Here is a 21,411-nt window from a genome sequence, read left to right as displayed (position 1 = left end):
CACCCCTTATTTTCCAAGCGGTTAAATGGCCCGTAAGTCCGGCCCGAAATTGTGCTACGATTTCCGTATGAAAATTGGCTACGCACGGGTCAGCACAAAAGACCAAAACCTTGACCGCCAGCTTGTCGCCCTGAAGGCCGAGGGGTGCGAGTTGGTCTATTCCGAAAAGGCCAGCGGGAAGAACACCACTGACCGCCCCCAGCTCAAAAAAGCTTTGGCCGCTCTTAATCCTGATGATGTGTTTGTGGTTGCCGAATGGGACCGGGCAACCCGTTCCTATGCGGATGGCCTCAAGATACTGGCCGACATAGGCCAGCGGGGTGCGACCGCTAGGGTTCTCGACCGCCCCTATTTTGACCTTGATGGCCCCCTGGGCAAAGCCCTCCTAGGGCTCCTATCGGCCATTGCCGAGGATGAACGACAGCGCCGCCTCGCCCAGGCGCAGGCGGGCCGGGAGCGAGCCAAAGAACGCGGCCAGCACCTTGGCCGCAAGCCTAAACTCAATCCCCGGCAGCAGGCGGAAGCTCTCAAGATGCTTGACGCCGGAAAGTCACAGCGCGAAGTCGCGGCCATTTTTGGGGTTGGTCGGGCGACTATTTCCCGACTGCGTTAAACCTAGGCACCTAGGTTTATAGGTTCCGCGTTTCCTACTTGAATGTGTTTGATGTTGCTTGGCTGCAAGTTGCCATTTCGGTTGGTTCCGGATTGCCAGGGAGAGGTTGGCTCCACTGGAAGTTCGGGTATGTCTGCCGTATTTGAGGTAATAATCTGGCGCGTCCCTGCGCAGTTTCAATTGGTAGCGGTGTGGAAGAGCGTCGGAAAAACGTCACGCGCCTCCCAAAAAAACGCACACACCCCGAAATAATTTTTCCGACATTGGGGAAAGAAAATGCCTTTCTTCTGGCAGGCCTGGAGTGGTCGCTAATTTGTGAGGGAGGATTAGAATAGATACTGACCATAAGGTGGCTCCTTGAAATCTACCTTTACTAGAGCCAATACAATATACCTATTTTTAGTTGTTTTCCAAGTCGTAGAATTTCAAAGGCCGTAAGGGAAGGTCTCTTCATGAAGGCAGGACTTGGCTCATTGGATTGAATGAGACAGGATTTTTGAGCGATCAACAAACACATTTGGCGGATGCAGTTCACAGACTGAGCCCTGATGCCGTCAGATGCAGCGCCACAAACGCCCTTTTGTTTTTTGAAAGTTGGCTTTGACGATTTCTTCGCCGGCAGAATATGCGTGGCATCCTTCCAGACTGGAAGGCAGATCATTTCCTACGCGGTTTGGGCGTATCATCGGTTTGCGTTGAGTACGGCAGATGTTGAAGACCTTCTGGCGGAGCGAGGTATCCGTGTCAGCCGGGAAACGATCCGCACCTGGGTGAACCGGTTTGGTCGGCATTTCGCGCGCTGCATTCGCCGGGACCGGCCCAAGCCCAACAACAAGTGGCATCTTGATGAGATGGTGATTGTCATTGGCGGTGTGAAATACTGGCTCTGGCGGGCGATTGACGGCGATGGCGATGTGCTCGACATCCTGGTTCAACCCCACCGCAATACAAAGGCAGCCAAGCGTTTCTTCAGCGGGCTGGTGACGCAATTCGGCGAGCCCAGGGTTGTGGTAACCCCCTCTCGTGACATTGCATGCGCAATGCACTGCCGGGCAATGGACAAATTACGCAGCTACACTAAGCCAATCCAGTCCCTGGCGCCGGATGCCGATCATCGCGCTCACAAGGGACTGAACAACAGGATTGAGAATTCCCATCGCCCGACACGCAAGCGGGAGAAAATAATGGGCCGGTTCAAGTCTCCCCGGCAAGCACAACGGTTTCTGTTTGCCCACGATCAGATCAACACGGTCTTCCGGCCGCGTCGATACACACTGTCGGCCGCCTCATACAGGCGTGCAAGGGCTGATGCATTCGGCTTATGGCACGACTACACACGCGAGATGAATGCCTGAAATCCGTCCAAAGCAGGGACAAATGCAGGCCGGACAAAATAACTTGGCGATCCCGCCGCGACCGCCTCGGCAAAATCACAAAACGCGGTCAAGCTGAAAACAATCCGGCTGTCTGACACGGACTTTCAACCCACCCCCAATGGCCCATCAGTATCAAACGAGACATCAACGCTACGTCTTACGGTTTATTCTTTTAGGCAATGAGACTTAAAAGGAATGAAGCTCATGGAGTTGCAGCCGACACGTTTAGATGCTCCCAGCACAATTTCGCAGGAAAAAACGCTTATCGGTAGAATTATTTCCTGTTTTAAGGGGCGTCGTTCTGAGCGAGCGCCGTCGTTTGCTCCTTCCCGAATCAGGGCAGGAAATCTAAGTCGGCCCAGCATCTCTGATCTGCGGTCTTCAGCAACTTCATTAATTCGTTTTATTGTTAGTTCGGAAGCTCGCCATGAATATTATTTGGCGCGCGACGTGCGAAAGCTTAAGAAAGCGCTTATTCAATTTGATGCGCAGTGGCCCAAAAACATAAAAACGGAAGTTGTGACCGTATTGCAACCAGTAAGCGGTCAGGACATTGAAAGTCGAGTAAATGAATTAATTAGCAAACCAAATTTTACATCCGGCTGGTTTGAGGTGGAAGCGAAATATCGCACACAGGACAGCGTCAAATTCGAGCCCCAATTTGAAGTTATTTTTACACGAACAAAAGACGGCGCGTTCCCAGCTGCGAAACACTCATGCCTTGCTCGGATTAGTGATGCGCTTGCCGCTGACCGGCTGGCTGAAAATGGGGAAGGAAAAGCGGGCAGAAAAAAGTCCGATGGTTTCCTTGAATCCTCTTTACGATCCTACTTTGAGGCGAAACGTGCCCCGAAAAGTACCGACTATATCAGAGAACTTGCCGATAGACTGACGAAGCAGGAGCCACAGACGGCCCCATCGGAAGGTTTCTTCGTAGAACCACGCTAAGGAAGAACTTTCAGCGAACATGATCAGGTTTCCCAGTCTCTGGCTGGCCTGATGTTCAGTGGCCGCACAATTTCGCGGTCTGCGGTCCCGGAATGCCAGTCGAAATCACCGGTGACGATACTGATCCCATGGCCGCACAAAGACGGACTATTTTCGAACCGATCGCCCTGAAACTGCAAAGCGAGCTGGAAAGACTGCTCGGCGCGTCATCACCCCAGGAGGTCAATTCCGAGCCCCCCTCCCCGCCAGGCCGATCCCATGTGATCCCTTCAAAGCTCATGCTATGCAGTGGATCTGAGGAATTCTACGCCCATCTCATCTTCGTTGAGACCCAGGCAACACCAGGCGAGATGGAAAAATACCGCCAGGATCATGTTCCCCAAGATCAAGGAAATCGACCTGCCCGCCTGGATCATCGGCGCCCCCATGGACGATGGCGTGCCCGAAAACGCACAGTCCATGATCCTCAAGGTCTGGCTCAAAAAGCTGAAACCGGTGTTTCCTAAAGAGCCCCTCAAAGAGCTCTATTGGGCGGCCAAAGATCTTGATTCCGAGCGCATGGGACGGCTCATCGCGCAAAAAACGTTGTCGCCAGACAAATCCCTCCAAGAGCTTTTAAACAAGAGCTAGCTGGTCAAGTAGCCCAAGGGAATTTCACCTGCAGGCTCTCACAGGAGAGTACTGCAAAGTGACCTGAAACCGTCAGAATGAAATCTTGTCGTTCAAAACGCTTCCCGCGCCGCCTTATCTTCGGGCAACTGCCCCACACTTGGAGAGTACCGCAAAGTGTGGGGCAGTTGCCTTTCGGGTTTGACGGTGGCAGAGATTGTGGATGCCCACGGCTCCGGAAATCTAGCAGTTGAAATTCGTCTTTTGGGGATCAGCCCGATGATCTGGCGGCGGGTGCTGGTGCCAGCCTCGACGACCCTGCGCGAGTTGAGGGCAAGCGGGTCTCGGCGATTACGATCCAGAAGATCCTGACGGACAACGGCCTTGGCTCCAAATATGACCGGTGGCTGGCGCTGGAAGAGAAAAATGCCGGGAAGAAGATTGATTTGACGGCCAAACAGGCCGCATTCATTGAGAAATTGAACCCGTCCTTCCGCGAGCGCCATGTGGAGAGTGGGGCGCCAGGAGAGCTGCTGTCAGCCGACACTTTCTTCGTGGGAAACTTGAAGGGCATCGGCAAGGTCTACCTGCATGCGGTTGTCGATACCTATGGCTCCTATGCCTTTGGCTTTCTGCATGTCTCCAAGCGGCCGGAAGCCGCGGTTGCGGTCCTGCACAATGACGTGTTGCCCTTCTATCAAAGGCTTGATCTGCCGGTGAAGGCGGTCCTGACGGATAATGGCCGGGAATTCTGCGGCACCGAAACACACCCCTATGAACTCTATCTCGACCTCAACGGGATCGAACATAGGCGAACCAAGGTGAAAACGCCAAAAACTAATGGCTTTGTCGAGCGATTTAACGGCACGGTCCTGGACGAGTTCTTCCGCATCAAAATGCGTGAAACCTTCTATGAAAGCGTCGAGGCCCTCCAGAGCGACCTCGACAAATGGCTCACACACTACACTACAACACCGAACGGCCTCATCTTGGGTATAGAAACCAGGGACGCAGGCCAATCGAAACAATCAACCTATTTGTTAGCCAAGAAGCTTAAGTGGACATTTAATGCAACAACGCCACATTTTGGCACAAATGGCACAACCAGACTAACAAATACCTCGTACCTTCACCATAAATAAACAGAGGAGTTGCTTTTTATGAAGGTAGATCGTTTAAGCCAGCAGTTACAGACGAGCCCATCCCCTCAAATTGTAAAAGACACAACAGCGGGTGTATTCCCTACTGGGACGGTTCAAATAAAAGTTAATCTTTTTAGTAGAGGCGTGAATTGTGGAGCAACTTTTGCAGGTAATTTGACGCAAAATAATCGTGCTAAACCCGATGAACTTCGAGCCTCTAATAAAGCTGTTATTACCCGCGCACCTACAACTTTGTATCAGGACGCAAAAGATGCTGCTGCATTGAAATCGACGCGTACCTTGCACATGCGGCTATGCAGGGCTTTACCAAATGTAAATGAACAGCGTCTACTTGGAGCAGCCCAAAAGAAGGGCTTGGATGCAGACGCATTCATTTCCCTTTCTAGAATGCTTCCAAACAAAAAAATATCTATTCTTGCTAAAGTAGCGGCAATTCCTGATTTTAATATTGATCGTTTCATGCAGCTTCGTTCGGCACTTCCAGGTGAGCGCAGTAAAACTCTGGGCAAAATAGCTTCGATAAAAGGCTTGGATGTTGATAAACTAATTGAGTTACGAAGTAAGCTTCCAACAGAAAATATTTATGATCTTGCTAGATTAGCGGCAATGCCTGATGTTAATGATGTTATACAGGAAGTAAACTTTGCAAAAGTACCGCTACTTCGCGAGGCGGCGCCGGAGCAACCACTTGATATTCTTCTTTCTTATTCATCTTTCCAATGTGTTGATTATAGAAAGTTAAAAAAACTACGACAAAAAGACAAGACAGTGGAATTCGTGGTTCACTTGGTTGAAGCTATGCAACCGCAAAAAACAAGTGAGCTTAAATCAAACACTTTGGAGCAAGGACTTTCGACCATCCCTCCAAATTACGCGCGAGTATGGAAGAACAAGGCGAGAGTTATCAATTTCAGACAAATAATTTCTGGTGAAGCTCATGGAAAAAATAGAAGGCCGGGTACTCTTCCTAGAACAATCCAAGAATTGGATTTGAAACAAGAATCGCATGGTGCGCACAAAAAATATTTATGATCAGAAAAATACTGATGAAATCGATGTAGATTCATGTGAGGAACCGCTTGAGCTGTCTTCCGATCTTCGAGAGTATTTTAGCACGAAAGATCAGAGAGTTACCTTGCTCGGCTTTATTGCAATTAATGTGTTATGGGTGAATCTGGTGTCCAGCTGATCCAAAACAATTTCAGACATAAAAATTGGGCTCGCCACCTTCATGGGCCTCACTCATAGCTCAACGGAAAGCGACACCTGAACAGGTGTCGCTTTTGTGTGTACCCATCAGTGACAATCCAATGTGACGCGTAAACGATGTCACAAATGAGTGGTATTCCGCCTTAGGTGTTCAGTCCCGGCATTTGATGGATCGGATTAAGTCTGAAGCGTCCAGGCTCTGAAGTCCATATCTTGCAAATGTATTCATAGGGCGTTAGCCCGCGCAGAGTTTTCAGTCTGCGCCCGAAATTGTAGGCGTTGATGAAGTCCTGGAGATGGGCTTCGAACTGGCTATGATGATCGTAGTGGAAGCGTTTGACCGTAGCTTCCTTGATGGTCCGGTTCATCCTTTCGACCTGGCCGTTTGTCCAGGGGTGTTTCACCTTCGTGAGACGATGCTCGATGCCGTTTTCCCTGCATCTCATGTCAAACATATGGGTCATGTACCGTGCTGTCGGTCCATCGGTAATCATCCCATTTTTCGCGGGGTCGATAACTGGACTTCAGGCTGCAGCTGTCAGTTTCATTTTCGGCGTAACGCCGCCGATGGCCATATTTGGCCGCTCATTGTTGTATGTCCATAGCCAGCGTGTGGCGTGATCCTGTGCCTCCTTGATCGTGTTGAATATGTATTGTCCGAGCCATTCATGGCGGACGGTTCGGTTGTAGCGCTCGATATAGGCGTTCTGTTGCGGTTTGCCGGGCTGGATGTATTGCAGCCCGATCCCGCGCCGTGAAGCCCACATTTGCAACGCCGCACTGACGTTTTCCGGGCCATAACACCTTCGGAATGATGTTGATTTATAGGCTATGATTGCCTGTGCAGCTCTCAAATTGCGGAGCAGGTGATCATAGCCGGGTCTCAGGTCCCTACAGTGGTTTTGCACCAAACCATACCGCGAGGGAGACCGACTATGACCGATGCCAGTATTGCACAGACCGAGCCTGTTCTGGTGGCAATTGATATTGCCAAGTCACGCCACGAAGTCTTGCTGTCCATTCCCGGCAGAAAGCGTCGACGCCGCCTGACCGTTTTGAACCAGCTCGACGATTTCAACCGCTTGATCGCGCTGCTTCGCGATTATGGCCGTCCTGTTCGTGTCGCTTTCGAAGCCACCGGCAATTATCACCGTGCCCTGGCCTACAGGCTTGGAAGCGCAGGTTTTGAGGTGAAGCTTGTCTCTTCGGTTTCACTGGCACGTACCCGTGAAGCCTTGAACAACAGCTGGGACAAGAACGACCCGAAGGACGCACAGGTCATTCTTCATATGATGCAAATCGGGAACGAACAGTTCTACCATGACCCGGTGCTGTGCGGCACGAACGATCTTCAGGAACTCTCCAAGACCCACGACATTGTCTCGCGCTCGAAGACCGAGCTTTGGCACCGGGTTTTGACCCATTATCTGCCGCTGTATTTTCCCGAAGCAGAACGTTTTCATCGCAGTTCACGCAGTGACTGGTTCTTTGCCTTCCTGGAACGCTACCCATCACCGCATTTTATTTCTGCCATGAGCCAAGAGGCATTCATTGCCGACGCTTGGGAGGTTGTTGGCCGCAAGGTCTCAAAAGAGCGTTTGCTCGCAGATATTTATGAGACCGCCAAAACCTCCGTCGGTTTACCAATCGCCCCAGATTCCGATGCCGCAAAGATGTTCCGGATGGTTCTGGCAGAAGGGCGAAGCCTGATTGCGCAACGCAATCAGATTGAAGGGCTTGCCGAAGCTCTGCTGAAGGAAAACGCAGACTACACTCTTCTGACATCCATCCCCGGGATAGGTGCCATCAATGCGCTCACCATCTTGGCAGAGGCCGGAGACCTACGCCGGTTTCAACATCACCGCCAGTTCCTGAAGTTCTGTGGCATGGACTTGGCGACGATCCAGTCTGGCACATTCCGAGGTCAGACCAAGCTGTCAAAATACGGAAACGCCCGATTACGGCGCACCCTTTGGATGGCTGGGCAGGTCGCGATATTGAGCGCCCGTTCCTCGTGAGCGGGCGCTCTTTTTTGGGCCTCTCGATGGCGACGCGGGGGCCTCATCGGGACAGGCCTTTGTTTCAATTTGCAAACTATTTGTCTACGCGATGATGTAGTGGTTTGGGTCTGCGTGCTACCAAACCGAAACCAGACTAACAACTACGCAACCCCCATCCCTTTTCTCAATCTGATCTAGCGCGAAATGCCCAAGGATGAGACGATCCACTTCACGCCAACCCCTTCCTCATGGCTCAATGCCGTCGAAGGCTTCTTCGCCAAACTGAGCCGGCGGCAGCTCAAAAACGGCGTCTTTCATTCCATCGTTGATCGCTAGGAAGCCATCAAACGCTTCATCCGAGAGTACAACGCCAACGAGCCCAAGCCAATCGTCTGGAAGGCCGATCCTGACAAGATCATTGCCGCTCGAAATCGGGAGGTTCAAAGGTTGGAGTCAATTCCATTAGCTCTTATTTGAAAGCTGTTGGAGGGTTTTGTCTGGCGAATTCCTTTTTTGCGTGATGAGCCAAACCATAGCCTCGGTGCCAAAACAATCGGTCGCATCAGAAAGATCTTTGAAGTACGCTTCAGGAAACAGCTCTCGTAGCTTTTCGAACCGACCCACACCATCGGCCTTAAGCCAACGAGCTGCATTAGAAAGCTCTTTAAGGGACGCATCAGAAAACAGCAATTTCAGCTCTATGAGTCGCCCGATAGCCGCGTCATCAAGCCGATCAACTACAACAACAAGCTCTTTGAAGGACGCATTAGGAAACAGCTTTTTCAACTCTTTGAGCCGCCCGATATCCGCGTCATCAAGCCAATTAACTGCATAAACAAGGTCATTGACGGACGCATCAGGAAACAGCTCTTTTTTCAGCTTTACGAGCCGCCCCACAGCTTCGGCCTTAAGCCTACGAACTGCATTAGAAAGCTCTTTGAGGGACGCATCAGGAAACAGCAATTGAAACTCTTTGAGCCGCCCCACACCATCGGCCTTAAGCAAAATAACTGCATCAACAAGGTCTATGAGGGACGCATTAGGAAACAGCTTTCTCAACTCTTTGAGCCGCCCCACAGCCGCGTCATCAAGCAAATCAACTGCATCAACAAGCTCGTTGAGGGACGCATCAGGAAACAGCAATTGAAACTCTTTGAGCCGCCCCACACCATCGGCCTTAAGCAAACTAGCTGAGTCAACAAGGTCTTTGAGGGACGCATTAGGAAACAGCTTTATAAACTCTTTGAGCCGCCCCACAGCCGCGTCATCAAGCAAATTAACTGCATCAACAAGCTCTTTGAAGGATGCATTAGAAAACAGCTCTTTTTTCAGCTTTTCGAGCCGCCCCACGTCATCTGCCTTAAGCCAACGAGCTGCTTTAGAAAGCTCTTTGAAGGACGCATTAGGAAACAGCTTTTTCAACTCTTTGAGCCGTACCATAGCTGCGTCATCAAACCAATTAACTGCATAAAAAAGCTCTTTGAAGGATGCATCAGGAAACAGCAATTGCAACTCACACATCAGCAACATAAGCTTTTCATCAGTGTTACGAAAGTACCTCAGGAAATCAAAGAACTTTGTGCTATTTTCTGAGAATCTGGATTTGCGTACCTGTTCTAGCTTTTCAATTAAAGGCTTTCTTAACTTATTTAAAGCTTTGACCAATGCAGTCTGGATTTTGATCCGTTCTTCGGTTTGCTGTTTGATCCGTTCTTCAGGTTTAAGTTTGCACTCTGCCAATACCTTAAACCAAGCAACAGCTATTTTGGCGACACCCTTTTCTTCTAACTTTTCGTGAAACTGCGAAAACGTCAGGCTGGTTTCCTCGCCTACTTTGGCTTTTCCTGTCAGGAGATTCGTGTCATCACGTAGCGGATCGGTCCTACAGCGATACTCAGACTTTAGCAGTTTTATTAGAGCATTGTATCTATCTTGTCGTGTCCCAAGAGAGGGGCCGACTTGCCGGACAGAGCCGCCCTCGTCGCTCTCTTTTTGCTCTGCCGCATTTCGTGCTAACTTTTCTGACTTATCTAATTCAGTGAGTATTGCTGGTATTGCTGGCATTGCTGATTTAGCGAGTGCACTAAATGTACATTGCGGTTTAAGAGGCGCCGTCAGAGCCGCTCCTCTAAGGGCCTCTATAGCCTCGCTATTTTTATTTTGTGCCAATCGAAACAGATACCTAAAGGCACCTACAGGATCACTCTCCTTTCCAATCTTGACAATCTGATCAACAGTCTTGCCATTAAAGTGACCGGTTATCACCCTTCCTTGGGGAGGCACCGCACCCGACTGGCTAGCTTGTGAGCCAGATCCTGGAACTTTGATGTCACCCATGTGAGCGCCCTCCCTCAACAGTTTGTTGCTGGCGGTATTGCTTCATTGCGGGGCTTGGCCGCACACGACATGTTGCGGGACATGTTGCATCAAGCATCATGGCACTCACATACCTCTTGGGTTTGAAATAGGATTCAACAAATTCAGCTGCTGAATACACGAGGTAAAAGCAAGCAGGAGTAATATTCATTACCGCGTGCCGGACAATCATTTGTGCAACATGTGTAACCTGGGGATTGCCAACTTATTTTGTACGGTCGGCAAGATGCCCTGCTTTTGACGGATTTCAGGCGTTCATTTCGCGTGTGTAGTCGTGCCACAAGCCGAAGGGCTTGATGATGTAGACGCCCTTCCTGGACAGCTTTGCCATGATCCGTCTTCTCATCCAGCGGGCATCGCCGAACAGGTCGCTTTTGGATTGCTTGCGGCTGTCAGGATTGAGACTTGTCCGCGCAATTGCAGCGAGCGCGGCAATTCCAGCCAGGCCGTTGGCGCAGCCAAGAACCAGGAACTGAACGTCTGCTTCTGTCAACAAGCCGAAGACCTGATTGAGGTAGCGCAGGTGTTGAACCACGTTGCCGTCAGGCATGGCGGCCAGATGTGGTTGGAACCAAACCCAATAAAGGGTGATGATATCGTCGGACTTCCAAAACACAGAGCCGCCGCGCCGCCCGCAATGAACCGGGCAGCCCCGTTGACGCTTAGGAACGCAACAGCCCCACCCAGAAGCACAACAGACACCAGCCCCTTGACCAATTCCTCGTTGTTGCCTGGCAAGAACAGAACAACACGCCCGGCCATGACCGCGGCAAAGAAATTCTGGAACAGGCGCACATCGCTCGAGATGTAGCGCACGGGCAATATCATGCCGCCCGAAGACGCTCTTCTCGCCGCTGACCAGGGTCAGAAGATCCTCAGGATGGGCTAGAATGGGGATTGCCAACTTATTTTGTACGGCCGGCAAGGTGCCCTGCTTTGGCCGGATTTCAGGCGTTCATTTCGCCGGGCGCATAGCAGAGATCGCACCGGCGTACCTATGACGCGCGTCACTCCCATGAAAAGAACCTATCGTTAGCCTTATATTCGAAAGTACTGAAGGAAATCTTTTCATGAAATCTAACTATTTTGAAATTAACGCGAGTTATCCTACAGAGCAATCAACGGTAGCAACTCAATATCCGACTGCTGAAATGACATATTTGAGCGACGACGCAGCCAATTACAGCCGCGCGACCCACACTGACATGCCCACAAACTTTGCATCCAACGCTATCAGTGATTATTCAGCATCCTTCGGGACCATGTTGGACAACGGGACCGTTCTCGTTTCAAGCGGGCAATTTGATGTGACATGGTCTGCAGGTTCAACCGCCGAACCTCTTGTCTTGACGGGTTCTTCAGGTGACGACACGCTCATCGGAACCGCCGACGATTTCACCATCGACAGAACGACAAGTTCCTCAGGTAGCGACACGCTGACGGGTTCTTCAGGCGACGACAAGCTCATCGGCGGAAAGGGTGATGACAAGCTCATCGGGGGAAAGGGTGACGATCAAATGTACGGCGGTGCCGGATCTGATACCTTTGTATTTAAGCCGGGCTTCGGCTCCGATCGGATCTCTGATTTCGACATGGACGCCGATCGTCTAGACTTTAGCTCCATGATTGATGCAAACGGAGTGTACATGCTGACTGCGACGAAGCAATCCGATCAGGGACTGGAGTTGGCGTTTTCCGATGGTAGCTCACTTATGCTTGACAGTGTATCCGCCACAACGATAGGTGATCCGAACATGATGTTTTTAGACGACTTAACATTCTAGAGTGAGTCACGTCAAAAGTAGGGCATCTTGCCGGCCGTACAAAATAAGTTGGCAATCCCGGCAATCGCCGTGATGAACAAGATGGATATGAAAATCGACCAAAAACTCTACCGCGAATTCCGGTCCTTGATACTGCCCAGGGAAGGTTTCGGGCGGGTCCAGAGGGCCTGAGGGTGACATTCCCTCGGGCTTACTTGACCCGGTCAGTCAAACATAGTCCTCTGTTGAGGCTCGGCCCAATATCCACGTGCACGTTTGGAAGCCTCCAGGGCCATCAGCGCTGCGACCGCCTGGCTTTCGTGTTCGTAGCAGTCCAGCCGGACCTGCCCACCCTGACCGATGCGGCCCCATTCCCGGTAGAGTGTCCATTCCCCAAACAGGTTCGGCAGAACCGCCATCCGGTAGAACCGGGCGGCATTGTTCGGGGGATCGAGTTTTTCCAGATAGGTTTGCAACATCCGTGTGCCCACGATAGCCCTCCACGCCCAGGCGCTTGTCCGCCAAGGCCGGCGGGATCATCCGGTCCTCGGACCAGTCTTAAGTTTTTCTCTCAAAGGGTCTTTGATCAATGAAACACGTCACTCTTGTAGTGTGCCTGGGGTTTTTCCTGTCCAGTTGCGCCCAGGTGGAAATGCCGATCGAGCCGAACGGCATTGACCAGATGCGCAAGTCTCCGTGTGCCTGTCTTGAGGTTGAGTTCCAGCCGGGCACGTTCGAGTGGGTCGAGGCGGCTTGATGAGTTCGCTCGCGCTCTCTCCGACCGACATGCAGGACATGCCCAAACACGCCAATATTCTGGCGGCGGACCCGTTTGCCTACAAGACCGCGCATCGTCGTCTGGCGTGTCCTATCGCATTGTCGGGTCCGGATCGCCTGACATGGGCCATGTAGCCTTTGACGACAGGGGCCGGGCACTGCCGGCAGCTGGCGCGGGCGCTATCGGCACAGCAGCTGTTGGCACCCATGGTGGCAGCGACTTTCTGAAGACCGCCCGGTTTGATCCGGCATCCTTGCGCGGCTGGGATGACTACAAGCTTTGGGGAGACAACTCGCTGCGCCCGGAGCAGGTATTTCGGGATGACAACTTCACCTACATCCAGTTCGGCGACAAGTGGAACGATCTTGAGCTGCCCACGGCCTATGTTGTGGTCGATGGCATTGACGAGCTGGTCAACACCCGCGTTCAGGGCACGACCTTCATTGTTGAAAGCACGCACCGTCTGATCACGCTGAAATCCGGCCAGTCCTTCCTGTGCATCCAGTACAAGGGGGCAAAGTGAGCGATGGCGGTTTGTGAATTTCTTCTGTCGCTTGGTCTTGGCCTGTTTTGCCCTGATGTGGAGGGGGCAAGGCCTCCTGGTCCTCCAGGTCCTCCGCCGATCATGGTGGAAAACCGGCCTGTTATTCTCCCCCCTCCCATTTTCCGTCGGCACGAGGGCCTGGTGGAGGTTCGCGAGCCTGAGGATGTTGTGCCTTCTCCGCCGACCGGCAATGCCCGCGCGGCTGCGCCGTATCTGATTGATGCCACTGACGGTCGGGTGCGCATCCGTATTGCGGATGTGACTGTTGTTATTGAAGACGGTGAGCCGACGCTCACCCTTATGAGCTTGCCTTGCAGGCGTCCTTGCGTGAGCGGGCCGAGATGCAGACAACACTTGCCGGGGCTGATCTGTCTGGCGAGTTCCAGGAGCCTCCGGCGGCTCCCTTGCCTGAGATGGCTTCTGTGCCGGCGTTTGCGCCACCTGTTGGCATTGATCCGCAAAACGACCGGTATTCCGCCCCACGCCGCTATTCGACCTCTGCCGTTGACAACAGCCGTATTCTGGCGGCCGACCGCTATATCACCGGCATTCTGGAAAGCGGCATCAACAGCCAGCTTGCCGATAACGGGACGGTTGTCGTGCAGGTGAGCCGGGATGTTTACGGCTACCACGGGCGCACGAAGCTTGTGCCGAAGGGCTCGCGGATGATCTGTGCCTATGAGTCGGTGGACAAGATCGGCCAGACGCGTGTCGGGTTCTCGTGCAGCCGTATCCTTCTGGGCGAAAGCCGTGCGGAGATTTTCCAACTGAATTCGAAGGTTGGAGATGCGCAAGGGTATGCGGGTCTTTCGGGCGAGGTGAACAACCGCTTCTGGGAGAAATACGGCTCTGCGATCCTGACGGTTGCCCTTGGCACGGCGGTGGAAGGGGCTGTGGTCGGCTCCAGCCAGATTGACAGCACCAACTCCAACATTGTTGCCAATGGTCTGACCGGTGCCAGCGAAAATATTGGCACGCTCACGGCGGCCTTCCTGGAAGACACAGTTGATCTCAAGCCGGTGATCCGGATTGCCCAGGGCACGCGTGTCCAGGTGCGTCCGGAGTTTGACTGGTATCTCGCCAATCCCCCCAAAAACTGAGGAGTTTTGAATGCGTTTGCGCAAGTATATGTATAGCGGCCTGATTGCCGCGACCCTGACGCCTACTTTGGCACCGTCCTTGGCTGTTCCCTCGGCTCTGGCCCAATCTTTGCCGGTGCCGGAAGTGGTGCGCTCTGCCGGCGCCGGCGAAGATGGCGCTGCCGGTGAAGCCGAAGCGCGGCTGCGGCCGGATCTCTTCGCGATCGCCCCTGTTCTTGAGACCGACCTGACCACGGATGCGGCGGTGCCGCTTGAATTCCGGTTTGCCAGACCGCCAGAGGTTGGCGGGGATGTGCAGGGCGTCAATGCGGAAGGCTTTGTCCGCCGCGTGCGCGCTGGTGGCAACAGTATTGCCCAGGTGGTTGTCTCCCGTCTGACGCGGGGTGCGGATTATGTCGATCTTGAGCCGCAGGATTTTACCAGCCAGTTTGTGCTTGTCGGTGAGCGTCTGTTGCCGACGACGGAGATCTCCATAGATGGCGACGAGGCGGAGTTCCTGGCGGCGCTTGCGCGCCTGAGCACACAGGCGGTTGCCGAAGAGGACGAGCCGGAAGAGGACGCGCGCGAAGAAGAGAGCAGCGGCGACAGCTCCGGCTCCGATGGCAATGAGGATGGCGGCAGTTCCAATCCGATTGCAGGTGGCTACCAGACCCCTGAGCGGCTTGCGGCCGATGAGGATGAGCCGACGGTCACCTATGACGTGACGACGGAGGGGTGCGAGCCTGTTGTCGATCTTGTCAGCGGTGTGGTGCGTCAGCAATCGATGTCGCAAACGCTGGAAGACGGTGTTGTCGTTGAGAACGATGCGTGTTCTCCCAATGGGGTGGTGTGGCCGATTGAGAAGAACTACGACGCGTGTGAGGCGATCGTGGACATCGATGCCCGTCTTGCGTTCCCGCAGTTTGAGACGTTTTACACTGACGACAAGGGCGCGCGGTACGATCTGGAAGCGTGTCAGCCGGATGAGGCCAATTACCACGTGATCAACGAGGATTTTGACGCCTGCACGCCGGAGGTTGATTTTGAGGGCAAGACGGTCGCGCTTCTGTCCAGCTTGAGCTACCGGAACAGGACTGGTGAGGTTGTGTCGGTCAGTGAATGTGCGCCCTCCAACAAGACGTTCGAGCTTGAGCGTGACTACAGCGCCTGTGACGATTTTGTCGATCTTGAGGGGCGTGAGGCGAGTGCGCAGTACACTTACTTCTATGTGGACGGGCAGGCGAGCCGGCATACGGTCAGTGCGTGCCGTGCGGATACGGAGCGCACCTGGCCGATTGAAGAGCGTGAAGAGTGCGCGCTGAACCCCATACACCATTGTCTCCGATTATCTGGAACCGGGAACGACGGCGGTCGATTACACGTTTGTGCGCACCGAAGATACGCCCGATCTGACGAATGCCTATTACGAGGGCTGTTACCAGATGGTTCCGACCAACCGGACCGAGGTATATCAGCGTCCGGATGGCACGAGCCTGCGTGTTCCGGTTGGGAGCGGGCCGGCAGCAAATGGCGGTGATTTTTGCGAGCGAGTTCGCGAGGCACGGGTCAATTCTGGTTGGGGCATCAAGGCATATTTGGAGCGTGGCAATCTTCAAATGAAGTCCGACACGGGCACCGGCAACTGGTCGCGCGGCGATAACCAAGATCCGTACTGGCAGTCGATCTCGGGCGGAAACGCCTGGATCTCGCAATTCAGCTACAACGATGGCGAGATCTGTCATTTTTATTACATCAACCGGGAAGAAGAGCGGTTGAAAATCACGGAACCTGGAACGGACAAGGTCACTTATACGGACTGGACCGGTGTCCAGGAGGTTCAGGATGGAACCCGAAGAAACTGTGAGGTGACCCGGCCGATCGGAATTCCTTCCAACTAGGACGCACCAAAGGGTTCCCGGACCATGGGACGGGGGTCTTTGCCCCCGCCCCTTCTTCCGCCCCGCTTTTGAATGAATCCCGTTTTGAGGTTTTGAGCATGTCCCAGGTTCTCCTGGAAAAAATCCTTGAGCCGTTGTCGCGTCACTATGCTGGCTCTGAAGTTGTTGAAGTGCGCACGAAAGTTCCCGGCAAGCTGATTGTCGAGCGCCGTGATCTGGACAATCGGATCGCGGAAGTCGTTGAGCCGGAGCTGACGCTTTACCGGATCAAGACCATCTGCCGGGCGCTTGCGAATATGAAGGGTCTGGAGTTCGATCCAACGGCCAAGCCGCAGCTTTCGACCGTTCTGCCCGGTGGTCACCGGTTTGAATGCCTTCTTGGCAATTCTGTCGTCTCCGGTCTGTCTCTGGCAATCCGGTGCAAACATCCCCATCGGGTCCGCCTGGAAGACATGGGGCTGGGACCCGACATGATTGCCTACGCACATCGTTCACCTGGACCAAGACGCCAGTTCACGAAGCTGGCGACCCCGACAGGATTCGAACCTGTGACCATTCGCTTAGAAGGCGAGTGCTCTATCCAGCTGAGCTACGGGGCCATGTTTTGCGTCAGATCATGAACAGGATCTGCACCCTTGCGGCGATGCAGATACAAATCCTGTCCACAATCTGGGGAGCGAAAAGGCCGGGGGGCCAGCCAAGCCGCTCCAGGGGACAGGCATAGCTCAAAACCTTCCAGGCTTGAAGCCTTGGCGTTGACAATGCTGCCGCTCGGCGACCGAAAGCAGGCAGGCTTTCAGGGTGTCGCGCGTCACAGGTGTGTGGTGTTTCGATGGGCTATCTAAAGATCAGCAGCGAGGCGAGGTTCGTTTGAGCCGAAGGTTCCTCCCAAGACGTCTTGCTGCTGTCCTTTCGTCCCGATATTGAGCGCCCGTTCCTCGTGAGCGGGCGCTCTTTTTTGGGCCTCTCGATGGCGACGCGGGGGCCTCACCGAGACATGCCCTGTCCTTACCTTTGTTGCGATCTTACCCGTCCGGTTTGGTCATCGGCCGAAGCGAGCAAGAAGAGCGTCCGCCCGTGCTGCTGACCAGCGCACGGGAGCAAAAGAAACCCCTGGTGCGACGTCGGCACCTTCCCCAGGTGTCAAGACCACCGTGTCCGATCCGTTCGCCCGGGAGACAGCAACTTCTCCGCTTACCACGAACACAGACGTCCGTTCTGCGGTTACGTCAACAGCATATACGGTGCCCCTGACACTTGCGATTGCATAGGGTGTGCGGATCTGAAAAGGACCGGATCCTGGCTGCAGATGAATCAGGACTGCATTTCTTTCGACGCGCACGATCTCCGGCTGCCCTGATCTGGTATTGAGCTCAAGGGCCGTAGCTGCTTCGGCTTCCAGCAAGAAGCCGTTCGGGCATTGAAAGACAATTCTGGGCGGGTCAGTTGCCTCTGTTTCGACGCAGCCGTCAACGGTTTGTGCAGAGCCGATGGAAACTGAGGCGACAATCGTCAAGACCGCCAGAGTTGGAAGTATTAGGAACCTTTTCATGACACTTATCCCGAGTATTGCAGGCCTTGTTTCAACCTGAATGGACCAGTCGCAAAGTATCCAGCTTACCGAGAGGCAATTATTTGCCGGATTTTAGTCCGCGTGAGCATGAATACCTTTCGAAGGCTATCTCAGAGCAGTAAACTTTCAAGCGCTTGAGGGTTGTCTCGCGCTGGTCAGCGCAACCCCGCAATAAAATCTGGTAATGCTGAATTAACGATGGGGTCACTCACGCCAAAATTCTGGCTCACCATGTTCATGCGTTTGCACTGGTCGTGACGCGACTTGACCGGTTGGCGTGGTCCGACAAGGAACGAAAGTGGAAATGCCGAGCAGGTCGGAACGGCACCGGATTTCTGTAACACGGTGAAGTTAAGCCGCCTCCAGGGGGCTATCGTGTGGAGAAGGCGGAGCATGAGGCCTTGGGATTAATTTAACGTGGTCGCCAGTGTCAATTGGTACAGTCTTCTTGTTCGTTTTTCTTTAGGCGAGCGCACGCTATGGTGGTTCTAGTTGGTGCGGGCTGGCTTAAGATTGCATCTTGCGCACACAGGGAAAACAATGAAAAGTACACAGCTCGAGACCAGCCTTGTCGGGCGCACTGCCGAAATTGTGGCAGCTTATGTCAGCAACAATAATGTCGACGCCACCTCAACCGGGGATATTGAAGCGCGCCTCAATAACATCCTTTTCACTGCGGTTAGTGCCCGGACGTTCTTCGAGCAGCTATGCGCTTCTCCGCAGTTGATTCAAGCTGCGATCACACTCGTAAATCAGACCCTGGTCGTTGATCGCATGCCTGAGAAGGTCAAGGGATCGCCGGTCTGCAGCCAAGTCAAAGAAAAACATTCCGATCTTTGCGAAGCTTTGGTTCGGCAGACACCTCAAGAGCCCTGTGATGCGACCACTCTGCCGACCTCCGCGCAGGTCAGACAAGCAATGCAGATTGCGGAGCACACTGGAGCTGCCTTGCCTGAGGAAGGTTTGCGCGATGCACAAATCCTTAACGCATGGATCCACGCATGCGAACCGGCAACGAAGAACCATATGAAATGGATCGCCAAACTTGTGGAGCACCGCAAAGTTAGACCGCCAGAAGGTTACCCGAACCAGGTGTCCGCTTTAGAGGCCAAAACCTTTCTGAACCGACATCTTGGCACCAGAAACCCATCACTCCCGTCGCGGCGTAAATGACAACTCTTAAAAAGAAATAGGGCGATCAGATACGCGTCAGCGAACGGTTCGCCTTCGGCGATCTGCACGGTAATCGGATGCTTGTTCCTATGTATCCCAACGTGCCGTCTCTGGTGCGAGGCCCTTTTCCAGAGACCTTTAAAGTCGGAGGTTGCAGAGTGTCGGTATCCACAGGTCCCAAAAAGACCATCTCTTTAGACAAACACATTGGCATGAGAATTCGAACAGCCCGGGTGCAAGCCGGGTTCACTCAAAAAACCTTGGCAGCGAAACTAGAAATTACCTATCAGCAGCTACAAAAATATGAGGCTGGGGTTAATCGAATTGCCGCAAGCAGAATTGCAACGGTCGCCCGTATTCTGGATGAGCCTATTTCGTACTTTTTCGATGGGGCTCCAAACGTCGCCCTCAAGTCACTGTGTTCACCTGAGGAAGCCATACGCCAAAAAAGGCTCTTGAAGCACGAGGATGCCATCGAGCTGGTTCAGGCGTTCAATCAAATCACCACTCTTGCCCGCCGACGTCTTGCGCTTACAATCGTCAAGGAATTGGCATCTGTTCCGTAATTGCCTGAGCGCGCGTCGAAATCGACGCGCGCTGTACCGCTGGCATTGGACGCTTTCCTCCCTCAGCATGCTACGCCACCTCTTCACGCGCGGATTGCTCTCGCCTCCCCGAAATTCTTTTCGCCGGAATGGGTACGGTAACGGCAACCGTCTGCGCTCAGAGGTCAGCGTCAGATTTGGTGCGGACAGCGGGACTCGAACCCGCACAGCTCAAGGCTTCCGGATTTTAAGTCCGGTATGTCTACCAATTTCATCATGTCCGCGTTCGGGCTCACCTGGTGCGCCCGTATTTTGTCCCCAAGCCCGATTTCTTTGCGAGCTCAGCGCGCAAAGCCGCATAGTTTGGTGCCACCATCGGGTAGCTTTCTTTCAGACCCCACTTGGCCCGGTAGTCTTCCGGGGTCATGCCATAATAGGCCCGCAGATGGCGCTTGAGGGATTTGAACCTTTTGCCGTCTTCCAGACAGATAATGTAGTCCGAATGGACCGATTTGTTGATGGGCACCGCCGGTTCCTGGGGCGCTTCGTCCAAGGTCCCGTCACTGTTCTTGCGAAGAGCCTCGTGAACGGAGCTGATCAGACCTGTCAGGTCCGACGTGTTGACTGTGTTGTTGCTGACATAGGCCGCCACAATGTCAGCGGTGCAATCGATGAGGCTGGTTTCGGCGTTGATGTCGTTCATAAGGTTCCTGCATGTGTTCAAACGGGTGAGGAGAGCTGGCAACATTCCTCTTCTCAAGAGCGGCACAGCCACCATTCTGAATTGCGTTATTCAGTAATGCATACAAGAATGGTCGACAGTGCCGTTTGACACTGCCGACCTGTCTGCGATCGAAGTTATAGCGGGCAATGCGAATGCTTCGACTTCGACCGCACCTGATGTTCAAACACATGTTGAGTGGGTATGCCTGAATGCCAGGTCTTCGGCTGACAACATGCCAGCAGACGGAAAACTATAGCTGTCCCTGCCTGTTTTCAATTCTGACCTCTGTCGGTCAGTCAAACATAGTCCTCTGTTGAGGCTCGGCCCAATATCCACGTGCACGTTTGGAAGCCTCCAGGGCCATCAGCGCTGCGACCGCCTGGCTTTCGTGTTCGTAGCAGTCCAGCCGGACCTGCCCACCCTGACCGATGCGGCCCCATTCCCGGTAGAGTGTCCATTCCCCAAACAGGTTCGGCAGAACCGCCATCCGGTAGAACCGGGCGGCATTGTTCGGGGGATCGAGTTTTTCCAGATAGGTTTGCAACATCTGTGTGCCCACGATAGCCCTCCACGCCCGGGCGCTTGCGCACATCGTTCACCTGGACCAAGACGCCAGTTCACGAAGCTGGCGACCCCGACAGGATTCGAACCTGTGACCATTCGCTTAGAAGGCGAGTGCTCTATCCAGCTGAGCTACGGGGCCATGTTTTGCGTCAGATCATGAACAGGATCTGCACCCTTGCGGCGATGCAGATACAAATCCTGTCCACAATCTGGGGAGCGAAAAGGCCGGGGGGCCAGCCAAGCCGCTCCAGGGGACAGGCATAGTTCAAAACCTTCCAGGCTTGAAGCCTTGGCGTTGACAATGCCGTCATTCGCTGGCCGAAAGCAGGCAGGCTTTCAAGGTGTCGCGCGTCACAGGTGTGTGGTGTTTCGATGGGCTATCTAAAGATCAGCAGCGAGACGAGGCTCGTTTGAGCCGAAGGTTCCTCCCAAGACGTCTTGCTGCTGTCTCTTGGTCCCGATATTGAGCGCCCGTT

Annotated in this window: 22 protein-coding genes, 3 tRNA genes and 5 pseudogenes; 17 read left to right on the top strand and 13 right to left on the bottom strand. The window is 53.5% G+C overall.

Annotated features, from left to right (window positions below):
* The first annotated feature begins 25 nt into the window (after positions 1 to 25).
* From FIV00_RS03465 to FIV00_RS03435, 6 genes and pseudogenes are all read left to right on the top strand, one after another.
* Positions 26 to 613, top strand: coding sequence for a recombinase family protein (locus FIV00_RS03465; protein ID WP_152499474.1), 588 nt, complete (start codon positions 26 to 28; stop codon positions 611 to 613).
* Between the two features lie 629 nt (positions 614 to 1,242).
* Positions 1,243 to 1,968: an IS6 family transposase gene (locus tag FIV00_RS03460; RefSeq protein ID WP_247649336.1), complete on the top strand. Its 726-nt coding sequence runs from the start codon at positions 1,243 to 1,245 to the stop codon at positions 1,966 to 1,968.
* 225 nt (positions 1,969 to 2,193) lie between these two features.
* The gene (locus FIV00_RS03455) at positions 2,194 to 2,937 is read left to right on the top strand and encodes a hypothetical protein (RefSeq protein WP_152499473.1); all 744 of its coding nucleotides are present in this window, start codon (positions 2,194 to 2,196) and stop codon (positions 2,935 to 2,937) included.
* A 372-nt stretch (positions 2,938 to 3,309) separates the two neighbouring features.
* Complete coding sequence (locus FIV00_RS03450; protein ID WP_152499472.1) at positions 3,310 to 3,567, top strand: hypothetical protein; 258 nt, start codon at positions 3,310 to 3,312, stop codon at positions 3,565 to 3,567.
* 305 nt (positions 3,568 to 3,872) lie between these two features.
* Positions 3,873 to 4,603 (top strand): annotated as a pseudogene (locus FIV00_RS03440) (integrase core domain-containing protein); the annotation flags it as partial.
* Between the two features lie 103 nt (positions 4,604 to 4,706).
* Complete coding sequence (locus FIV00_RS03435; protein ID WP_152499471.1) at positions 4,707 to 5,741, top strand: hypothetical protein; 1,035 nt, start codon at positions 4,707 to 4,709, stop codon at positions 5,739 to 5,741.
* 320 nt (positions 5,742 to 6,061) lie between these two features.
* Here the strand turns inward: FIV00_RS03435 and FIV00_RS03430 are convergent.
* A pseudogene (locus FIV00_RS03430) lies at positions 6,062 to 6,376 on the bottom strand (integrase core domain-containing protein); the annotation flags it as partial.
* A gap of 66 nt (positions 6,377 to 6,442) precedes the next feature.
* Positions 6,443 to 6,721, bottom strand: a pseudogene (locus tag FIV00_RS03425) (transposase); the annotation flags it as partial.
* Positions 6,722 to 6,853: 132 nt separating this feature from the next.
* On the opposite strand from FIV00_RS03425, the pseudogene FIV00_RS03420 reads away from it, so the two are divergent.
* Together FIV00_RS03420 and FIV00_RS30215 are read left to right on the top strand one after the other, a co-directional pair.
* A pseudogene (locus FIV00_RS03420) lies at positions 6,854 to 7,933 on the top strand (IS110 family transposase); the annotation flags it as partial.
* Between the two features lie 204 nt (positions 7,934 to 8,137).
* A pseudogene (locus tag FIV00_RS30215) lies at positions 8,138 to 8,395 on the top strand (IS630 family transposase); the annotation flags it as partial.
* On the opposite strand, the gene FIV00_RS03410 reads toward FIV00_RS30215, so the two are convergent.
* Entirely contained in the window at positions 8,381 to 10,255 is a 1,875-nt protein-coding gene (locus FIV00_RS03410) for a hypothetical protein (RefSeq protein ID WP_152499470.1), read from the bottom strand. The pseudogene FIV00_RS30215 and the gene FIV00_RS03410 overlap by 15 nt on opposite strands.
* Before the next feature lie 286 nt (positions 10,256 to 10,541).
* On the bottom strand, positions 10,542 to 10,910 hold the full coding sequence (locus FIV00_RS03405) for a hypothetical protein (RefSeq protein WP_152499469.1): 369 nt from the start codon (positions 10,908 to 10,910) through the stop codon (positions 10,542 to 10,544).
* Positions 10,911 to 11,364: 454 nt separating this feature from the next.
* On the opposite strand from FIV00_RS03405, the gene FIV00_RS03400 reads away from it, so the two are divergent.
* Positions 11,365 to 12,078, top strand: coding sequence for a calcium-binding protein (locus FIV00_RS03400; RefSeq protein ID WP_152499468.1), 714 nt, complete (start codon positions 11,365 to 11,367; stop codon positions 12,076 to 12,078).
* Between the two features lie 203 nt (positions 12,079 to 12,281).
* Here FIV00_RS03400 and FIV00_RS03395 read toward each other — a convergent pair whose 3' ends face one another.
* Positions 12,282 to 12,548: a WGR domain-containing protein gene (locus FIV00_RS03395; protein WP_247649330.1), complete on the bottom strand. Its 267-nt coding sequence runs from the start codon at positions 12,546 to 12,548 to the stop codon at positions 12,282 to 12,284.
* Positions 12,549 to 12,646: 98 nt separating this feature from the next.
* On the opposite strand from FIV00_RS03395, the gene FIV00_RS29565 reads away from it, so the two are divergent.
* The 6 genes from FIV00_RS29565 to FIV00_RS03375 all read left to right on the top strand — a co-directional run bounded on the left by FIV00_RS29565 (position 12,647) and on the right by FIV00_RS03375 (position 16,356).
* The gene (locus FIV00_RS29565; RefSeq protein ID WP_173005868.1) at positions 12,647 to 12,814 is read left to right on the top strand and encodes a hypothetical protein; all 168 of its coding nucleotides are present in this window, start codon (positions 12,647 to 12,649) and stop codon (positions 12,812 to 12,814) included.
* A complete protein-coding gene (locus tag FIV00_RS29560; protein WP_173005867.1) occupies positions 12,814 to 12,969 on the top strand; it encodes a hypothetical protein in 156 nt (51 codons plus the stop codon). The genes FIV00_RS29565 and FIV00_RS29560 overlap by 1 nt, the downstream gene beginning before the upstream one ends.
* A complete protein-coding gene (locus tag FIV00_RS03390) occupies positions 12,957 to 13,358 on the top strand; it encodes a TrbG/VirB9 family P-type conjugative transfer protein (RefSeq protein ID WP_152499467.1) in 402 nt (133 codons plus the stop codon). The genes FIV00_RS29560 and FIV00_RS03390 overlap by 13 nt, the downstream gene beginning before the upstream one ends.
* 332 nt (positions 13,359 to 13,690) lie before the next feature.
* Positions 13,691 to 14,479, top strand: coding sequence for a TrbI/VirB10 family protein (locus FIV00_RS03385; RefSeq protein ID WP_152499466.1), 789 nt, complete (start codon positions 13,691 to 13,693; stop codon positions 14,477 to 14,479).
* A 10-nt stretch (positions 14,480 to 14,489) separates the two neighbouring features.
* On the top strand, positions 14,490 to 15,995 hold the full coding sequence (locus FIV00_RS03380) for a hypothetical protein (RefSeq protein WP_152499465.1): 1,506 nt from the start codon (positions 14,490 to 14,492) through the stop codon (positions 15,993 to 15,995).
* Positions 15,996 to 16,074: 79 nt separating this feature from the next.
* Entirely contained in the window at positions 16,075 to 16,356 is a 282-nt protein-coding gene (locus FIV00_RS03375; protein ID WP_152499464.1) for a hypothetical protein, read from the top strand.
* Here FIV00_RS03375 and FIV00_RS03370 read toward each other — a convergent pair.
* From FIV00_RS03370 to FIV00_RS03360, 3 genes are all read right to left on the bottom strand, one after another.
* On the bottom strand, positions 16,353 to 16,790 hold the full coding sequence (locus tag FIV00_RS03370; RefSeq protein WP_152499463.1) for a hypothetical protein: 438 nt from the start codon (positions 16,788 to 16,790) through the stop codon (positions 16,353 to 16,355). The genes FIV00_RS03375 and FIV00_RS03370 overlap by 4 nt on opposite strands.
* Before the next feature lie 88 nt (positions 16,791 to 16,878).
* Positions 16,879 to 16,955: transfer RNA gene (locus tag FIV00_RS03365), tRNA-Arg, on the bottom strand.
* A gap of 443 nt (positions 16,956 to 17,398) precedes the next feature.
* Positions 17,399 to 17,908, bottom strand: a complete 510-nt coding sequence (locus tag FIV00_RS03360) for a FecR domain-containing protein (protein WP_152499462.1) — start codon at positions 17,906 to 17,908, stop codon at positions 17,399 to 17,401.
* 534 nt (positions 17,909 to 18,442) lie between these two features.
* Between FIV00_RS03360 and FIV00_RS03355 the strand changes: the two genes are divergently transcribed.
* Both FIV00_RS03355 and FIV00_RS03350 read left to right on the top strand, forming a co-directional pair.
* Complete coding sequence (locus tag FIV00_RS03355) at positions 18,443 to 19,102, top strand: hypothetical protein (protein ID WP_152499461.1); 660 nt, start codon at positions 18,443 to 18,445, stop codon at positions 19,100 to 19,102.
* Between the two features lie 158 nt (positions 19,103 to 19,260).
* Positions 19,261 to 19,668: a helix-turn-helix domain-containing protein gene (locus tag FIV00_RS03350; protein WP_209006799.1), complete on the top strand. Its 408-nt coding sequence runs from the start codon at positions 19,261 to 19,263 to the stop codon at positions 19,666 to 19,668.
* Positions 19,669 to 19,845: 177 nt separating this feature from the next.
* On the opposite strand, the gene FIV00_RS03345 is transcribed toward FIV00_RS03350, so the two are convergent.
* From FIV00_RS03345 to FIV00_RS29555, 5 genes are all read right to left on the bottom strand, one after another.
* Positions 19,846 to 19,931, bottom strand: a tRNA-Leu gene (locus FIV00_RS03345).
* Between the two features lie 8 nt (positions 19,932 to 19,939).
* Positions 19,940 to 20,350 (bottom strand): MucR family transcriptional regulator, encoded by a 411-nt coding sequence (locus FIV00_RS03340; protein ID WP_152499459.1) that lies wholly within the window; start codon positions 20,348 to 20,350, stop codon positions 19,940 to 19,942.
* Between the two features lie 313 nt (positions 20,351 to 20,663).
* Positions 20,664 to 20,930: a WGR domain-containing protein gene (locus FIV00_RS03335; RefSeq protein WP_247649335.1), complete on the bottom strand. Its 267-nt coding sequence runs from the start codon at positions 20,928 to 20,930 to the stop codon at positions 20,664 to 20,666.
* A 67-nt stretch (positions 20,931 to 20,997) separates the two neighbouring features.
* A tRNA-Arg gene (locus FIV00_RS03330) sits at positions 20,998 to 21,074 on the bottom strand.
* Between the two features lie 10 nt (positions 21,075 to 21,084).
* Positions 21,085 to 21,246: a hypothetical protein gene (locus FIV00_RS29555; RefSeq protein ID WP_173005864.1), complete on the bottom strand. Its 162-nt coding sequence runs from the start codon at positions 21,244 to 21,246 to the stop codon at positions 21,085 to 21,087.
* Between the last annotated feature and the right edge of the window lie 165 nt (positions 21,247 to 21,411).

This window comes from Labrenzia sp. THAF82 (assembly GCF_009363435.1).
GTDB classification, from domain to species: Bacteria; Pseudomonadota; Alphaproteobacteria; order Rhizobiales; family Stappiaceae; genus Roseibium; species Roseibium porphyridii.
Note: the sequence above shows the minus strand (reverse complement) of the source record. Positions and strands in the feature narration are given on the sequence as shown.

Coding starts and splice junctions, on each gene's coding strand:
- FIV00_RS03375 (WP_152499464.1), top strand. CDS start 16,075: ATGAAGTCCGACACGGGCACCGGCAACTGGTCGCGCGGCGATAACCAA.
- FIV00_RS03390 (WP_152499467.1), top strand. CDS start 12,957: ATGGGCCATGTAGCCTTTGACGACAGGGGCCGGGCACTGCCGGCAGCT.
- FIV00_RS29560 (WP_173005867.1), top strand. CDS start 12,814: ATGAGTTCGCTCGCGCTCTCTCCGACCGACATGCAGGACATGCCCAAA.
- FIV00_RS03360 (WP_152499462.1), bottom strand. CDS start 17,908: ATGAAAAGGTTCCTAATACTTCCAACTCTGGCGGTCTTGACGATTGTC.
- FIV00_RS03435 (WP_152499471.1), top strand. CDS start 4,707: ATGAAGGTAGATCGTTTAAGCCAGCAGTTACAGACGAGCCCATCCCCT.
- FIV00_RS03450 (WP_152499472.1), top strand. CDS start 3,310: ATGTTCCCCAAGATCAAGGAAATCGACCTGCCCGCCTGGATCATCGGC.
- FIV00_RS03340 (WP_152499459.1), bottom strand. CDS start 20,350: ATGAACGACATCAACGCCGAAACCAGCCTCATCGATTGCACCGCTGAC.
- FIV00_RS03380 (WP_152499465.1), top strand. CDS start 14,490: ATGCGTTTGCGCAAGTATATGTATAGCGGCCTGATTGCCGCGACCCTG.
- FIV00_RS03465 (WP_152499474.1), top strand. CDS start 26: ATGGCCCGTAAGTCCGGCCCGAAATTGTGCTACGATTTCCGTATGAAA.
- FIV00_RS03455 (WP_152499473.1), top strand. CDS start 2,194: ATGGAGTTGCAGCCGACACGTTTAGATGCTCCCAGCACAATTTCGCAG.
- FIV00_RS03370 (WP_152499463.1), bottom strand. CDS start 16,790: ATGGGGATGTTTGCACCGGATTGCCAGAGACAGACCGGAGACGACAGA.
- FIV00_RS03410 (WP_152499470.1), bottom strand. CDS start 10,255: ATGGGTGACATCAAAGTTCCAGGATCTGGCTCACAAGCTAGCCAGTCG.
- FIV00_RS03400 (WP_152499468.1), top strand. CDS start 11,365: ATGAAATCTAACTATTTTGAAATTAACGCGAGTTATCCTACAGAGCAA.
- FIV00_RS29555 (WP_173005864.1), bottom strand. CDS start 21,246: ATGACGGCATTGTCAACGCCAAGGCTTCAAGCCTGGAAGGTTTTGAAC.
- FIV00_RS29565 (WP_173005868.1), top strand. CDS start 12,647: ATGAAACACGTCACTCTTGTAGTGTGCCTGGGGTTTTTCCTGTCCAGT.